The sequence below is a fragment of the Actinophytocola sp. genome (assembly GCF_035762905.1).
GTDB lineage: Bacteria > Actinomycetota > Actinomycetes > Mycobacteriales > Pseudonocardiaceae > DASYTH01.
On sequence record NZ_DASUCC010000130.1, the window covers coordinates 43,787 to 58,971 of the forward strand.

Here is a 15,185-nt window from a genome sequence, read left to right on the forward strand (position 1 = left end):
ACCGCGGTCAGATGGCGGTGATCGGCCCGGCGGCGCGCTCGGGCCTGGCGAGCGCGCGCAGCACGGCGGCGTGACCGTGCCGGCGGGCCGCGAGCCGGGTCAGCAGCCCGAGCACCAGATCGGTGGCGGCGCCGGGAAGTTCCGGCGCCGCCACCGGTGCGCTCGCCGCCAGGTCGTCGGCGTGCACCACCATCTCCAGCAGCCTGGTGACCAGGAAGTCGTCGAGCCGCAGCCGGCGGCCCGACCACGGGATCAGCACCACCCGGTCGTCGGGTTCGGCGGGCAGGGCCGCGCGCAGCCGCTGCACGGCCGCGCCGACGTCCGCGGCCAGCGCCGCCTGGCCGCCCGCGGCGAGCCGCTCCCCCTCGTCCCGCACCGACACGTTCACCGGGTCGTCGAGGTCCGCGCCGATCCAGGCGGCCCGCGCGTAATGCGTCTCCACGGCAAGAACTTCGCCGGCGCCGGGCGGCTCGGCGAGCACTCGCTCGATGTTGAAGACCTGGGCGCCGAGATGTCCGGCCAGGCCGCGCACCAGGAACCGCGGCAGCGCGCTGGCGCCGTCCCAGGCCGGCGCCAGCCCGGGGTCGCGCAGCAACGCATGGATGGCATCGGCGGTCGCGAGCGCCAGACCCCGGACATCACCCATGGCCAAACCCTAGATCACGAGGAGCCACCGACCGTGCGAGTACTGCCCATGACCCCCGGACAGGCCGTCTACCACGACTTCATCGTCGCGCCGACGACGTGCGGGCCGGCCAAGCGGCTGTTCGCGGCCTACGTGGTGGCGGCGGAGCTGTCCCTCGACCGGCTGGCGGCCGCGGCGGACCGGGTCGTCGCGCTGCACGACAGCCTGCGCACCGCGATCGAGCCGGTCGACGGCGAACCGGCGCAGGTGATCCGCGAGCCGGACGAGCTCGACGAGCAGGTCCTGCGGGTGGTGCCCTGGGACGGCACGCCGCAGGACGCCGCGCGCCACGTCGGCGCCCTCGACGACTGGTGGGCGGTGCCGAGGCAACTCGCCGTGCAGGTCCTCGCCGGGGTCGCCGGCGGTGCGACGCTCGTCGTCTGCGTGCTCAACCATGTGTGCAGCGACGGCATCTCGGCCGAGTTGGTGTTCGACCAGCTCCGCACCGGCTACGACGGCGGCACGATCGAGCCGGCCGACGTCGAGCAGTTCGCCGGCTACTACGCCGCGATGCTCGACGAGGGCCTGCGGGACACGTTCGACGACTGGGTGCGGCTGCTCGACGCGGGCTCGCCGGCCCTGCCGCAGTGGATGATCGACGAGAAGCTCGCGACCGGGAAGGTGTCGATCGGCTCGCACGGCTGGACGCTCGCCCCGGAGACCGGGCGGGCGCTCGCGGCGGTGGCGCAGGACCGGATGTGCACCCAGTTCGAGGTGCTCGCGGCCTGCGCCGGGCTGTACTTTCGCCGCGCGGACGGCCGGCCGGCGAACATCGGCATCATCCACAGTGGACGGCGCCGGTTCCGCGGCTTCGCCGTGCAGGGCCTGCTGCGCAGCTACGTCGTGGACCTGGTGGACCACTCCGAGACCCCGACGGTCATCGACGCCGTCGACCGCCGCCGGGACCTGCTGCGGTACCGGACCGAGCACTTCGCGAAGCTGCCGTTCGAGGAGGTCTGCGCGCGTACCGGGCGCTCGCCCGGCTGGCGGGCGGGACAGCTCGGTGCCTGGGAGATCGAGCTCAACGGGATGTACGCAGCCGCGCCGGACATGACGATGCAGCAGGCCCCGGTGCGGGTCGCCGACGTGCCGCTCGCCGAGGACACCACCTGCGAGAACGGCGGGCCGACGCTGCTCGTGTCGTTCGTGCTCGGCCAGGACGGGATCGACGCGTCCCTGCGGTATGTCTCACCGCCGCTGGACGCCGCCACCGTCGAGTGCATCGCCATGGACCTGGAGGCAACGGTCCGCTTCGTCCACGAGCACCCACACGCGCCGATCAGCGAAGCCCCAGTGATCCACTAGTCCGCCTCTCCGGGATTAACTGCTGTTGTTGCGTACCGGCGAACGTGCGGGTTTGCGGGGCGATTGTGGCCGGGTTGCGTCACGGTCCCCTGAGGTTGCGTTGGTCGGGTCAAGGCTTCATGCGATGGATCCGGGGATGACCACCTCGCTCTCCTTGGCGCAGCACTAGCTGGTTTGGCTGGTTTGGCGTAGGTCGATGGTGTCGGCGAGGCTCTGCCAGGTTCGGGCGAAGCCTCGGGCGAGTTCGGCGATCCGGTCGGCGCAGTGCGGTGGAACCGCTGCCACGACCCAGTTCCGGTCGTCCTCGCGCAGCGCGTGCACGTCCAGCCAGCGCAGCAGCCGTCGCCCCGTTTCGGTGAACCGTAGCGACGGGTCCTGCTTGAGGCTCTGCACGATGGCGAGCAGGCCGGTCACCTCGTCGAGCAGGGAAACCGGCGCGGGCAACGGATCCGCCTTCGCCTCCGGCTCCCGGCCCGCGCGTTGCCGGACCGGGATCGGGTCGGCCCCGCGCCTGATGCGTTCGCGCACGTCCCGCGCGGTACCAACGGCGATGCCGGCTTCCCTTGCCACCTCACGCAACGACGCATCGGGGCGGGCCGCGAGCAGCCTGCTCGCGCGCAGCCGCCCCTTGGCGGGGTCGACCGGGCGGACCCGCCCGTCCCGGCCCACCCGCACCTCGAGTTGCGTCGACCCGGCGGTCACCCGCCTGCGGACCGCCGCGACCGCGTCCGCGGACAACCCGACCGCCTCGGCGATGGCCCGGTCGGACCACTCGGAATACCGCTCCATGACCCGGCGGGCCGCCTCGCGCCGGTCGGCCAGCGAGAGGGGCAGACCGTGGGCCAGGTTCGCCTGCACGCCCATCAGGTAGGCCGCGTCCTCGTCGCCGTCGAAGTACGTCACGGCGATCTCCGACCGCCCGTTGAGCAGGGCGGCGCGCACCCGGTGCATCCCGTCGATGACCCGCATCGTCGACCGGTGCACCAGGATCGGCGGGAGCTCCACCTCCAGCGCGGCGAGCAGCGCGGTGTGCTCACTGTTCTCGCCGGCAAGCCGTGGCGAGTCGGTCAAGGTCAATGACCTGATCGCGGCGAGCTGCGGCCACGAGGCGAAGCCCTGCTCGGCCATACAGAAATTGCACAAACCAATTGGCTCGTTCAACCGTCGATTACCGACACTTGAACGGCCGGCGCGCACCACCTTCCGGCATTCTTCACAAGAAACGCCGACCGAATCCGCGGTACCGGCTTCCGCCTCCAACAGTTGGATCGCGCCACTTGTCGCCCCCTGGCGGTCGCTCATTCCATTCTCCTCGCACTCTCCGGCAACCCCGATCGACCCGTGTCGATGTTGGATGGTCGCCCGGTGCGATCCTCAAAGGCTCCCCAAGCGGTCCTCATTCGCTGTGGATCAAATCACCATGGAATGCAATACTCAAGCAACAATTCAGCCAGATGCCAGCGACGGCGCGACACGTATATCAGATGGTGGCAAAATCCCGCTTGAGTTCGACCGGATTCAGCGGTCTCGATGGACGGCGTCGAGGCGGGCGCGCCGGCCGGGGGTCGCGCGGGGCCCGCGCTCCACGCCCAGGTTCGAAGATTCTGCGTGTCCGCAGTACTTGCGTATCCGCATATTCTGCGTATAGTTGCCCCGTGACAGACGAGATCGACTCGGGCCGGCTCGACGCCGTCCGGACGTGCCTCGACGCCGCCGCCGGACTGCCGGCGGTCGACGCCCTACCACACCTGCGGGAGGCGGCGGACCGGCTCACCGACCTGCTCGACGAGACCATGGCCGTTGCCGTGCTGAGCGGGCGGGCCTCCCTGCGGTCCGCCGGGCACCGCGCGGGACTGACCGAGAACGCGGTCGGCCCTCGGCTGGGCCGGACTCGGCTGCTCGGCGGATACGCCGACGCGCGCGGCCGGGTGACGGCGGCCGGGGTCGAACGGGCGAAGTACGACCGCGAGTCCGGCACCCCGACGCCGGAACCGAAGTCCACCACGGCGATGCGCTTCAAACCGCGTCGCTCCACCACCTAGAAGGAGTGCCGATGACCCGTGCCGACCTGACCCGGATCTACTTCCTGCTCGACCGCAGCGGATCGATGCAGTCCATCAAGGCCGACACCGAGGGCGGCTTCGCCGCGTTCGTCGACGAGCAGCGCGATACCCCGGGCACCTGCCAGGTGACGCTCGCCCAGTTCGACAACGTCTACGACGTCGTCTACACCAACGTGCCCATCGCCGACGTGCCCCCACTGGTGCTCCAGCCACGCGGCTCCACGGCATTGCTCGACGCGATGGGAAAGCTGATCACCGACGCGGGCGCCGAACTCACCGCGTTACCGGAGGGTGACCGGCCCGGCACCGTCATCGTGGCCGTGATGACCGACGGCCACGAGAACGCCAGTCGCGAGTGGACCCACCCGGCGATAAAATCCTTGGTGGAACAGCAGACCAAGGACTACTCCTGGCAGTTCCTCTACATGGGTGCCGACCAGGACGCCATCGAGGTGGGCACCAGCCTCGGCGTCGGTCGCGACTACTCGGTCACCTACGCCCGCGGCAAGGCCAAGCAGGCACTGAGTTCCGCGGCCGGCAAAGTCAGCAGCTACCGCGCCGCGCGGATGGCCGATCCGGCCGCCGTGATGCTCGCCTACACGCCGAAAGAACGCTCCGACCTCGGCGACTGACCGGCTCGGGGCAGAAGTCCGGCTTCACCGGAAATGACAGGTTGAGCTCGGCGCCGGCGGGCGCGTTTTCGCACGTTTCACGAAGACCCCGCCGCCGTGCCCTCGGGAGGATGTTGCGGGCTGGCAGTCGCCAGCACAGCAGAACCCAGAGGGGTGGAAATCAGTGAAGGCATGGATCAAGAAGGGGATCGCGGCGGCGGCAGTGGTGGTTGCCTCGGCCGCACTGGCCGTCGGGTCCTCGACCAGCAGTTCGGCCGCGGCGCCCGGGCTGCCGGCGTTCGGGATCACCAGCGACGGCCTGATGGCCTCGTTCAACACCAACAATCCGGGGGTGCTCAACTGGGTCGCGTTTCCGACCGGGTTCGTCTGCGGTGAGAACTTCCTGATCGGGATCGACTTCCGCGTTCAGGACGGCAAGCTGTACGCCCTTGGCAACCGCGGCTGCATCTACACGGTCACGCTGCCGAGCAACCCCAGCGTGCCGATTGTGACGCTCACGCAGGTCTCCCAGCTCAGCGTCGCGTTGCACGGCACGAACTTCGGCTTCGACTTCAACCCGGCGGCCGACCGGCTCCGGATCGTCAGCGACACCGGACAGAACCTGCGGCACGACCTCAACACCCACGTCACGGCGGTGGACGGCTTGCTGAGCTCCGGACCGGGCACCGCGACGGTCACCGGCATCAGCGCCGCCGCCTACACGAACAACGACCTCAACTCGACCACCGGGACCACGTTGTTCGACATCAACCCGGTCACCGGCCAGGTCCTCATCCAGTCGCCGGCCAACACCGGCTTCGTGATCATGACCGGCATGTTGGGTGGAACGTTCGGCCCCAACGCGGGCTTCGACATCTTCGCGGACCTGGTCGGCGGCAAGACGGTCTCGAACACCGCCTTCGCCGTCCTGACACCCTCGGGTTCCCGGCCGCTGCTCGTCACCGTGGAACTGCTCACCGGCGCGCCGACCACCGTCGGCCAGTTCCCGCTGTTCATCAGCGACATCGCCGTCGCGCTCGACTCCTAGAGCAGCCGGTCCGGCCGGCACAACGGTGAGCCCGTCCCGCATTCCCACCGGGACGGGCTCACCCGTCGAGGGTCACGGCGGTGGTGAAGACGCGGATTCCGTTGACGGTGCGGGGATCGACCCCGGTGAGCTGGTGCGCCCGCTGCAGCCGGTAGTCCAGGGTGCGGGGGTGGACGTTGAGCGCGGCGGCGGTGCGGGAGCGGTCGAGGTCGTGGCGATAATAAGCATCGAGGGTGGCGCGGAGATCGGGGCCGGTAGCCAGCCGGGCCGCGAGATCGCGCAGCCACCGGTCGAGTTCCGGCAGCTCCGCGACAGCGATCTCGATGAACAGGTCGGCCATGGTGCACAGGTGATCCGGCCTGGTCCGGGGCGGCACGGCCTGGCTGACCCGCCGGGCCAGCTCGAACGTCTCGGCCAGTGTGGACAGTGGGCCGGTCGCGGTGCCCGCCGCACAGGGCCGGCCGACGATGTCCGCGACCTCGCGCACCAGCGCCGGCGCGGCGGTTTCCTGGTCCGCCGGCAGGAGCACGACCAACTCGCCGGGACGGTGCCAGGTGGCCGGTGCCCGGTGCCGGCGCCACACCAGCTCAACGGCGGCCTCGTCCGGCTCACCGGGACCGGGTGCCCGGATGACGACGACCTGCCAGTGGTCGAGCACCGCGATTCCCAGTTTCCTGGCATACCCCGGGGCGGCCGGGTCGCCGGCCAACGCCAGCCCGACGAACCGCCCGATCTCACCGATGACCGGCCGGTGGCGGTTCTGTCCCCGTAGGACACCCGCGAGGTAGGCCTGCTGGGCGATCGGGGCCTGTCGCCCGAGCCAGCCGAGCAGGTGCATGCCCTCGTCGAGATCCGCCGGGCCGCACGTCTCGTGGATCTCGCGCAGGGTCGCGGCGGCGTGCAACGCCAGGGCGCTGCGCGCGGCCGGCAGCGAAATGCCCTGCCCGCCGCGCTCCGCACCGAACGCACCGACAATGGCGAGGTCATCGCCGGTCAGCGGATGATCATTGGGGGCCAGCTCGAGCGTGCGCCTGCGCAGGAACACGGCGAACTCGAGCATCCGCGCGTAGTCATCCGGATTCGCGGCGACCGCCTGAAACTCCGGCAGTTCCTTGACACAGCTGTCGACGACCCGCAGGGCACTGGCCGGCGCCTGGCTTGCCAGTTCGGCGTAGAGGGTTCCCATGGCTATGTCCACGCTCCGGCCAGCGCGCGGGTCACGGCGGTGCTCAGGATCCGCACTCCCCGAACCGACACCGGATCCAGGCCGGTGACCTCGTGGGCCCGGCGCAGCCGGTAGTCCAGCGTACGTGGGTGGATGCCCAGCGTGGCCGCCGTCAGCATCCGGCTCATGTCGGTGCGGTAGAACGCGGCCAGCGTAGGCACCAGGTTCGGACCGGCGGCGAGGCGGTCCGCGACGTCCCGCAGCCACGCCTCGACCGGTGGCACCCTGGCCACGCCGAGTTCGGCGAACAGGTCGGTGCGGTAGTGCACCGTGCCCGGCGAGGTGTCGAGCGGGGCCACCCGGCAGACCTGCCGGGCCTGCGCCAGCGGGCCGGCAAGCTCGCCGGTGTCACCGACCGCGGCACCCACCGCACACGGCAACTCCACCAGCTGCCCGAAATCTCGCGCCACGGCAAGCGCCCGATCCTCGGCCGACACCGGCCCGTCCGCCCCGACCAGCGCGACGAACTCTGCTGGCGTCTCCCACGACATCGGCATCCAGTGCCGCGCCAGCAGATCCGCCACGACCTCGGCGCGTGGCGGGTCCGCGTGTCCGGGTCGGGCCGGCGGTGTCCGCACCACCAGCACCACACACCGGGCGGGCACGGTCATGGCCAGGCTGATCGCCAGCTGGGCGGCCATCGCATCGCCGGCGAGCAACAGACCGGCGAGCACGCGCACGCGGTCGGCGTCCGGCAGGTGCGCCTGCTGGCCCCGCAGGAACCCCCGCGCATAGGCGGCCTGCACCGACCGGCTCTGCGGGGCGTACCAGCGCAACACCCGCATCAGATTGTCGATGTCATGCGATCCGGCCGCCCCGTACAACTCGCGCAGCGTGAGTTTCGTGTGGATGAGAACGGCTCGCCGTTGGGCGGCCGGGGAGATTCCCGCGGCGCCGTGTACCCGCCCGCCCGCCGCGATGGTCTCGAGGTCATCATCGGTGAACTGCCCGCCCTCGGTCGCCAGATCGACCGTGCGCCCCCGCGCGAACACCATGAGCTCCACCAGCTCGGCCCGTGCTCTCGGATCGGCCACAATCCGCCGGTAATCAGGAAGCTCCGCGCCATATGCGTCCACCACCCGCAGACTGACCATATCCACGCGACTGCGCCACACGGCGAAAAGATCACCCACTGTTCCCCAGCCCCTCGAGTATCTCTTCCGCCGCCGCAGGCAGATAGTCACGTGCCGGCACCCATATCGGTACCGCCACAAGGAGTATTCAACGGACGAGAAAAAATACCAATGGGCACCAATGTCGACCACGGAATCAGGGATGCGAGTTGATACATCCCTTTCCCGATCGTTTTCAATCTGTTAGCCAACGGGATGGTCGCTGACCGATGACCTACCCGGCGGCAGGTGCCGGTTGGCACCCGCCGCCGGGTTTCCCTTGACGGGGTCAGGAGTTCAGCAGTGCCACGATGGCGTTGAGCAGATCGGTCAGCGCCCGCAGGTCCGGCGCCGGCCCGTTGAGCAGGTTCGCCACGGCACACAGCAGGTTGCCCAGCAGGTTCCCGGGCCCGGACTCAGCCGTGATGTTCAGGTGCACGGTGTCCAGGTGGACCACCAAGCCGAGCAGGTCCAGGTCAAGCGGTCCGAGTACCAGATCGAGGATCTCGCAGCTCGCCTGCGTCGACACATCGCCGGGGGCGACCGCAACCGGCAGCCGCACCGTCGGGGCCGCGGTGCCGACCGGCTGACCGGCCGAGTCGGTCAGCCCGAGATCGGCCACGCCCTCGGCGAGCACCTGGTCACCCTCGACCAGGAACCGACTCGGGGTGAACGTTTCGGTTGCCGTGCCGGTTCCGCCGGCGGCATCGGTGAACGTGCCGGTGACCGGCGCGGTCAGGGCATCGGCCGGCGCTACCGGCTGCGCCGCGGCCGCCGCGACACCACCGGCTCCGAACAGCGCTGCCAGGGCCGCGACCAGCACGCCGATGATCGCCGCGCGTCGGGTGGAGGCAAAACTCACCCTGTACTCCTTCCGATCGGAATCATGACCTGTCTGGGGTCGACCCGATCATCACCAGGCAAACGGCGATCACCCTCATCCCCACCATGGCAAGACTCACCGCAACCTTGCCGCACCTGGCTCGTTTGCCCGCATATGCCCTCATGAGGACAACTCCCTCGCGCGGTCCGCATCGCCGGGCGTTTCGGTGGAACCGACCTGGCGCAAAACGACCAGCACCACGGCCACCGGCGTCGCCACCAGGCTCGCCGCCGGAACGAGCAGACCGGCAAGGCCGGCGCCGCGGAGCAGAAGACCAGCACTCGGCCCATGCCGAACGTGCGGCCGAGCCAACCGGTGCAGGTGGCGGCGATGACTCCGCCGACGCCGCCGAACATCGTCGCCACGCCGAGCAGGAACGCGCTCAGCTGCAACTCTCGTATGACATAGAGCGTGTACAACGCGAAGAACATGGCGGTGAACAGGTTGAAATGTGCGGCGGACAGCGCGAGCGGGCGCAGGATCGGGTTGCGCCACAGCAGTCGAAGACCATTCTTCACGGATCGGAAGTGCGATCCACCGCTTTCCGGTCATGCTCCGGCCGGGCCCGTGGAAGCGTCGCCAGCGCCGCGGAACTGACCAGATAGCTCACGCTGTCCACCAACATCGTCACCGGGGCGCCGACGATGAAGGCCACGATCAGCAGCACCCACAATCGAAAGAATCCGGTGCCTGCCAATTGGCCCTTCTCGGGCGGGGCGCTGGCCACGCGAAGATCCCACGTTGGTACCCCACGATTCGCTGTTCGACTCATGCGCCCGTGAGAACAGAGCAGCAAGAAAGCCCGAAATGCACCTGGACGACGGCGACGACTCGCCGAACCAGCCGGGCCCTATTCGCCGCCCGCCTTCTTGAGGTAGTGCTTGACCAGGGTGGTGTCCGGCTGGCCCGCGCGCAGCCGTAGGGAACGCTCGAGCAGCGACCGGGCGATCGTGGCGGCGTCGGCGGGGTCGTCGGAAAGCCTGGCCGCCACGGTCTCGTCGGCGAGGGCTGCCGTGCCAAGGTGTTGCAGGCAGCGTGCCTGCCCCTGCTCCTCGCCGATGGATTCGAACAGTTGCAGGGCCTCCTGCCAGAGCGACACGGCCGCGGACAGATCCGTCGCCGTCTGCGCGATTCCGCGCAACTCCACGGCCTGCGCCTGGCAGCCGACATCGTGCCGGTCGCGGGCCATGGCCTCGGCCCGGTCGAGGTACTCCTCCGCCTTGCCCCGCGAGCCATCGGCCAGGTGCAGTGCACCCAGGTTGACCATGGCGATCCCGGCTCCGGGATGCCGTTTGCGGAAAGCGATCTCCTCGAGCGACCGGCGCACCTTCGTTCGTTCCGGATCGTCGCGTTTGGACGGACCGTTGCCCAGTGCGAGCAGGGCTTTCTCGACCTGCAGCCGGGTGACGAGCTCGCTGCCGAGGTCATGAGCGGTGGGGAGGCGCACTTCGCCGGCCACCACGGTCAGCCGTTCCTCGGCCTTCGACCGCTCGCCGAGCATCCGGTGGGCCGTGGCTTCCCGGGCCGCGGCCAGCGCGCAGAGCTCGGGGCGCTGGGCGCTGCCGGCCAGCTCGCGCAATGCTTGGCTGACTCTGAGCAGGCCGTCCGCCTGCTGCTCACGCACGTACCAGTACTCCAGGGCGCTGGCGATCCGCGCCAGGTCGTCGATCACCGCGAGGAGCACCACGCCGTCCCGGTAGTTGTCCGGGAGGAACAGTGGGCGCAGGGTGGGCTCCTCCTCGTGCAGCCACGCCGCGGCCCTGGGGCCGACCGAACGCACGTCGAGCTGGTTCGCCCGCCGCACGACCCGGTCCGCATGGTGGCGAATCAGCGCGGGCACCGCGATCCGAGCCGTCTCGACGTCCTTCGGGTCGGCCTGACCGGTGAGCGCCCATCGGATCTCCAGCGGCAACCGGTACCGGTCGCCGACCTCCTGCACGAAGCCCCGGACGCGCAGCTCGTCGAACGCCGCCGGCGGAGTGGCACCGGAGCCCGGGTCCGCGTCGGGCGTATGCGCGGTCACCAGCGCCGCGATCGCTTCGACGGTCAGCGCGGTCACCGGGAGCACGGCCAGCGCGTGCAACAGCCAGGCGGCATCGGGGCTGAGACTGTCCTCGGTCCGGCGCAGGATGGCCCGCCAGATTCCCACCAGCGGGTTGTTCTCGTCGGAGTCCACCGATTCCACCAGCTTGCGCACCTCCGCGTCGCGGTCGGTGCCGCTGGTCTCCCTGGCCACGGCCTTGATCGCACGCGGCCGGCCGCCGCACACGGCCAGCAGTTCGTCGATCGGGTCGGAAGCGGGTTGTGGCAAGGAAGTCGTCCGGTCCCGCCGGGTTGCCAACAGCTCGCGCAGCCACCGCGGCAGGTTCCGGCGCCGCAGCGGCGGCGGCGGCTTCGGCACCGTGTCCGTGTCGGCGTACCAGATTCTGCGCATCCCCTCGGTGGACAGCGGGCCGACCGGTACCCGGCTGCCCGGCAGCACCGACCCGATCGCCGCCTCGCCGGCGATCACCAGCCATGGCTGGCCGCTGCCCCGGTCCGTCCACCGTGGAACGAGCCACTCGATCTCGTGCGGCACCGCGGCATTGTCCAGCAGCAGCACCGAATACTGCCTGGTGAGCACATCGTGCAGCCGTTCCGCGGCGTCGGCCAGCACCTTCGGCGTCCCGTCCGCCGGCTCGTCCAGCCGGAACGTGGACAGGATGCGACCCGCCGTCGCCCGCGCGTCGTCCGGGTTCCGGCTGGACCGGCTGCGCAGGTCGAGCCGAACGACGGGCCGGTTCCCGGCGAGCCGGTCATCGATCAACCGTTGCACCGCCGCTTCGGCGACGGCGGACGTGCCGACATCGCGCGGCCCGCACACGACCGCGATTCCGGTGTCGAGCAGCCTCCGCACCACCGCAGCCACCGCGTCGTCCCGTTCGTAGATGGGGCCGGGCGGGCGCCAGTCCGGCGGCGCCGGCTCGGCCGGCCAGGCCATCTCCGGCGGGGGTGGCAGCTCCGGCGGCGCCGGGTGCCGCCACTGCCAGAGCTTGACCGCGGCCCATCCCGCCGCGGTCAGCGGCACCACGACGAGTCCGGCGACCAGCAGGTACCGCCCGATGCGCTGGCCGATGTCGGTGGCGTTGGCCTGGTTGCCGAGCAGCTCCGCGGACAGGGTCAGCAGAAACCAGGTCAGCACGGCGACCGGGACCAGGGCGAGCCGCTTGAGGAAGTTCCGCTCCGACGGGCTTGCGTCCCGGCCCGGCCAGTTCATTCGGTCGCACCCCCGGTCAGCCCGGAGATCACCTTCGGCCAGGTGACCAGCAACAGCGCGACGGGAATGACCGAGGCGACCACGGCCCCGGCGGCGACCGTGCCGGCCGAGATGCCGAACTGCCGGGCCTCGCCCCACAGCAGCAGGTTGAGCGGGGTCGATCCGGGCCCGCTGATCAGAAAGCCGACGATGAAATCGTTCCACACCAGGACGAACTCGAGCACCACCACCGCGATCAGGGCACGTCGGTACCGGCCGCGCCACATGGCGTCCAGCGCGGGCCGGCGGGTGCCGGACAGATCCGGCGGCGCCGCCTGGAACGCGGTGCGCAGTACGAGGGTGGCGAACGGCAGTCCGGCCGCCGCGTGCACGAGAGCCAGCGGTGCCCGGGCACCGGCCAGCCCGAGCTGGCCGAACAGGTCGCCAAGCGGGCCGGCGTACATCTGCACCGGCGCGACCGCCAGGACCACGAGCAGCAGGGTCAGCCCGCGGGACAGCCAGCCGGGCAGCCCGCCCCAGGTGAGCAGGTAGGCCGCCGGCACCGCGGCCGCGACCACGAGCGCGGTGGCGAGCCCGGCGAGAAAGACGCTGCCGAGCACGGCGGGCCACAACCAGCTCGCGCTCACCTCGGCGAACGAGCCGGGCCCGAGGCCGGAGAGCCCCCACCAGCCGGCCGATCCGGCCGTGCGGGGCTCGTGCAGCGCGGTGCCAAGCAAAACCACCAGCGGCAGCAGGAAGAGCACCGCCAGACCGAGCCCGATCAGCCAGCTCAAGGCGCGGCGCTTCGCCGGCTTCCGGTCGGGCGCGGCCGCGCCGTTCTCGGCCGGTCCGGGGGTCGGGCGGTCCGGTTGGGTCGTGCGCCTTCGCATACCGGCCAGGCTGAGCAGGCCCACGATGATGAACAGCAACACGGCGAGGGCGGCGGGACCGCCGGTGTCCGCGCTGCGCGTGGTCATCCGCCACCAGTGCAGCCCGACCACGTCGACGTCGTCCTGGATGGAGCCCGGCGCCGCGATCAGGACCAGGTCGAACACCCGGATCGCGGCGACCAGCACGGTCAGCACCACGATGGAGGTGACCGGGCCCGGCCTTGGCAGCTTGGGGTGACCGAACAGCCCGGGTCCGGCCGCTCGCGTGTCCAGACCGGCCCGGAACAGCACCACGACGAAACCGAGCCAGGTCCAGGCGAACGACAGGGCGAGCACGATCCAGATCAGTCCCGGGCCGAGCCACACCACGTCCGCGCCGAACAGCGCGCTGGCCATGCCCCGTTCGGGAGCCGGGTCGAAGATCATCCGTGCGATCGCGCCGGAGACCAGCGCGGACACCCCGAACGGGAGGATCAGGAAGTACAGCAGGACCCGCCACGGCCCGCGGACCAGCCGGCTGGCCACCGCGATCCCGTAGCCAAGCGCGACGACGATCAGCGCGATGCCCACCCACAGCACGCTGTTGCGCGCCGCCGCCAGCGCGCCGTCGTCGGTGATGACGGTCAGGAAGTTCCCGAGCAGCACCGGGTCGCCGTTCAGCGCCCACACCACGGTCCACCCGGTCGGCACCAGCAGCACGAGCAGCAGCAGCACCGCCGGCACGCCAAGCAGGAACCGGGCCGGCCGGCCCTGCTCACCGGTCGGGTCGAGCGCCCGGCCGGCCACCTCGCGCCCGACCACCTCGAACGTGAGGCCGTCCTTGGCTTTGAAGGACGCCGGACTCATTCGGCCGCCGCTCTGGCGATCGCGACCATCTTCCGGCACGCGTCCCGGGCCGCCGTCGCCGGTGGCATGCCGGTGCCGAGGTCACGCACGAGTTGTTGCAGGACAAGCGCAAGGCCGTCGCGGCCGCCGACCGGGCCGAGCTGGTCGGCGAGCGCGAACCGGATCGGCTGCCTCGGGTCGCGCAGCTGGCGTTCGTGCCGGCGCAGGGTCCGGCTGTAAAGGCTCGAATCGGTGTCCTGGTTCGCCGCGATGAAGCCGCCGGTGTCCTTGATCCACGGGATCGGCGCATCCTCGCCACCCAGGTAACGCAGCAGATCGAAGGCGGACGCCCGCGCCGGCTTGACCGCGACCAGCAGGTCGCCGGCGATCGCGATCGGAGCGGTGACGCCCGGATCTGCCGGGAAGGTGAAGCTGTCCGCCTCGTCCTCCGGCGTGCCGAACCTGCGGATCACCGACTCCGCGAAGTCCGGTGCGACCACCATCGCGGCCCGCCGGTACGGGAACACCTCCTGCACCGCGTCCGGATACTGCAGTACCAGGGCGCGGTCCAACCCGCCCGAGACCGCCCCCGGCACCGCCCACATGCCGGCGAGCATGCGCAACGCCGTTTCGACTTCGGACCCGCGCCAGGTTTCGGGGTCAGCGGCGGGCCGGATCAACTGGTCGTAGGTGTCCGGAAAGTGCCGCAGCAGAACGTTTTGGAAGGAGACGGCCAGCAGCCAGCCGTCCGCACCGCCGACGGCGAGCGGCGCGATGCCGGCGCCACCCAGGTCCGGGTCGTCGATGATCCGCTGGTTCAGGTCCATCCACTCCGACCACGTCCGCGGTGCCGCAAGGCCGTGCTCGTCGAACAGCCGCTTGCGGTACCAAACCACCGACGAGTGCGCGACCTTGAACGGCAGCGCATGGTGCCGATCGCCCGATTCGGTGCCCGCGATCCGGTTGTACTCCGGGCGCCACATCGTGTCCGGTATCGGCTCCAGGTCGTCGATGCTGGCGCTGACCGTTCCGGGTTGCGGCATCGCCACCAGGTCGGGCCGCCCCGCGGTCCGTGCGCCGAGCGCGGCCGCGATGTCGTCGCCGAGCGGGACCAACTCGTAGCCGTTGGGATAGCCGGCGAGGATGGCCCGGAACGCCTCGAGTTCCCCGGCGCTCCACGCGACGGCCACCCGGACGTTGTCCCCGACCCCGGCGGTGCTCGCCAGCACGGAGCAGCCGGACAGCCCCGCCGCCGCGGCCGTGAACCCGCCGGCGCGGAGCAGGACCCGCCTGGACACACCGG

14 protein-coding genes are annotated in these 15,185 nt (G+C 70.8%); 4 read left to right on the forward strand and 10 right to left on the reverse strand.

Translation table 11 applies throughout. The annotated features are described in order from the left end of the window. Window positions 1-7 precede the first annotated feature (7 nt). A complete protein-coding gene (locus VFV67_RS27275; protein WP_326473517.1) occupies window positions 8-646 on the reverse strand; it encodes a maleylpyruvate isomerase N-terminal domain-containing protein in 639 nt (212 codons plus the stop codon). 33 nt (window positions 647-679) lie between these two features. Between VFV67_RS27275 and VFV67_RS27280 the strand changes: the two genes are divergently transcribed. Continuing rightward, window positions 680-1,990, forward strand: a complete 1,311-nt coding sequence (locus VFV67_RS27280; protein WP_326473518.1) for a condensation domain-containing protein — start codon at window positions 680-682, stop codon at window positions 1,988-1,990. Between the two features lie 165 nt (window positions 1,991-2,155). Here the strand turns inward: VFV67_RS27280 and VFV67_RS27285 are convergent, their stop codons facing one another. Further along, entirely contained in the window at window positions 2,156-3,118 is a 963-nt protein-coding gene (locus VFV67_RS27285; protein WP_326473519.1) for a ParB N-terminal domain-containing protein, read from the reverse strand. 527 nt (window positions 3,119-3,645) lie between these two features. Here VFV67_RS27285 and VFV67_RS27290 point away from each other — a divergent pair. From VFV67_RS27290 to VFV67_RS27300, 3 genes are all read left to right on the forward strand, one after another. Beyond that, on the forward strand, window positions 3,646-4,032 hold the full coding sequence (locus VFV67_RS27290; protein ID WP_326473520.1) for a hypothetical protein: 387 nt from the start codon (window positions 3,646-3,648) through the stop codon (window positions 4,030-4,032). Window positions 4,033-4,043: 11 nt separating this feature from the next. Then, entirely contained in the window at window positions 4,044-4,685 is a 642-nt protein-coding gene (locus VFV67_RS27295) for a vWA domain-containing protein (protein WP_326473521.1), read from the forward strand. Window positions 4,686-4,848: 163 nt separating this feature from the next. Then, a complete protein-coding gene (locus VFV67_RS27300) occupies window positions 4,849-5,712 on the forward strand; it encodes a DUF4394 domain-containing protein (RefSeq protein WP_326473522.1) in 864 nt (287 codons plus the stop codon). 58 nt (window positions 5,713-5,770) lie between these two features. Here the strand turns inward: VFV67_RS27300 and VFV67_RS27305 are convergent, their stop codons facing one another. The 8 genes from VFV67_RS27305 to VFV67_RS27340 all read right to left on the reverse strand — a co-directional run bounded on the left by VFV67_RS27305 (window position 5,771) and on the right by VFV67_RS27340 (window position 15,180). Continuing rightward, the gene (locus VFV67_RS27305; protein WP_326473523.1) at window positions 5,771-6,898 is read right to left on the reverse strand and encodes a PucR family transcriptional regulator; all 1,128 of its coding nucleotides are present in this window, start codon (window positions 6,896-6,898) and stop codon (window positions 5,771-5,773) included. Between the two features lie 2 nt (window positions 6,899-6,900). Further along, window positions 6,901-8,031, reverse strand: coding sequence for a helix-turn-helix domain-containing protein (locus tag VFV67_RS27310; RefSeq protein WP_326473608.1), 1,131 nt, complete (start codon window positions 8,029-8,031; stop codon window positions 6,901-6,903). Window positions 8,032-8,338: 307 nt separating this feature from the next. After that, window positions 8,339-8,911, reverse strand: coding sequence for a hypothetical protein (locus VFV67_RS27315; protein ID WP_326473524.1), 573 nt, complete (start codon window positions 8,909-8,911; stop codon window positions 8,339-8,341). Continuing rightward, window positions 8,908-9,450: a hypothetical protein gene (locus VFV67_RS27320; protein WP_326473525.1), complete on the reverse strand. Its 543-nt coding sequence runs from the start codon at window positions 9,448-9,450 to the stop codon at window positions 8,908-8,910. The genes VFV67_RS27315 and VFV67_RS27320 overlap by 4 nt, the downstream gene beginning before the upstream one ends. After that, window positions 9,447-9,659 (reverse strand): hypothetical protein, encoded by a 213-nt coding sequence (locus tag VFV67_RS27325; protein ID WP_326473526.1) that lies wholly within the window; start codon window positions 9,657-9,659, stop codon window positions 9,447-9,449. The genes VFV67_RS27320 and VFV67_RS27325 overlap by 4 nt, the downstream gene beginning before the upstream one ends. 123 nt (window positions 9,660-9,782) lie before the next feature. After that, on the reverse strand, window positions 9,783-12,188 hold the full coding sequence (locus tag VFV67_RS27330) for a hypothetical protein (protein ID WP_326473527.1): 2,406 nt from the start codon (window positions 12,186-12,188) through the stop codon (window positions 9,783-9,785). After that, window positions 12,185-13,903 (reverse strand): hypothetical protein, encoded by a 1,719-nt coding sequence (locus tag VFV67_RS27335; RefSeq protein WP_326473528.1) that lies wholly within the window; start codon window positions 13,901-13,903, stop codon window positions 12,185-12,187. Before VFV67_RS27335 ends, VFV67_RS27330 begins: the two co-directional genes overlap by 4 nt. Further along, a complete protein-coding gene (locus VFV67_RS27340; protein ID WP_326473529.1) occupies window positions 13,900-15,180 on the reverse strand; it encodes an ABC transporter substrate-binding protein in 1,281 nt (426 codons plus the stop codon). Before VFV67_RS27340 ends, VFV67_RS27335 begins: the two co-directional genes overlap by 4 nt. Window positions 15,181-15,185 lie beyond the last annotated feature (5 nt).

Excerpts from the sequence above, each read along its gene's own strand:
- VFV67_RS27275 (WP_326473517.1), bottom strand. The coding sequence starts at position 646 with ATGGGTGATGTCCGGGGTCTGGCGCTCGCGACCGCCGATGCCATCCAT.
- VFV67_RS27285 (WP_326473519.1), bottom strand. The coding sequence starts at position 3,118 with ATGGCCGAGCAGGGCTTCGCCTCGTGGCCGCAGCTCGCCGCGATCAGG.
- VFV67_RS27295 (WP_326473521.1), top strand. The coding sequence starts at position 4,044 with ATGACCCGTGCCGACCTGACCCGGATCTACTTCCTGCTCGACCGCAGC.
- VFV67_RS27305 (WP_326473523.1), bottom strand. The coding sequence starts at position 6,898 with ATGGGAACCCTCTACGCCGAACTGGCAAGCCAGGCGCCGGCCAGTGCC.
- VFV67_RS27310 (WP_326473608.1), bottom strand. The coding sequence starts at position 8,031 with ATGGTCAGTCTGCGGGTGGTGGACGCATATGGCGCGGAGCTTCCTGAT.
- VFV67_RS27330 (WP_326473527.1), bottom strand. The coding sequence starts at position 12,188 with ATGAACTGGCCGGGCCGGGACGCAAGCCCGTCGGAGCGGAACTTCCTC.
- VFV67_RS27335 (WP_326473528.1), bottom strand. The coding sequence starts at position 13,903 with ATGAGTCCGGCGTCCTTCAAAGCCAAGGACGGCCTCACGTTCGAGGTG.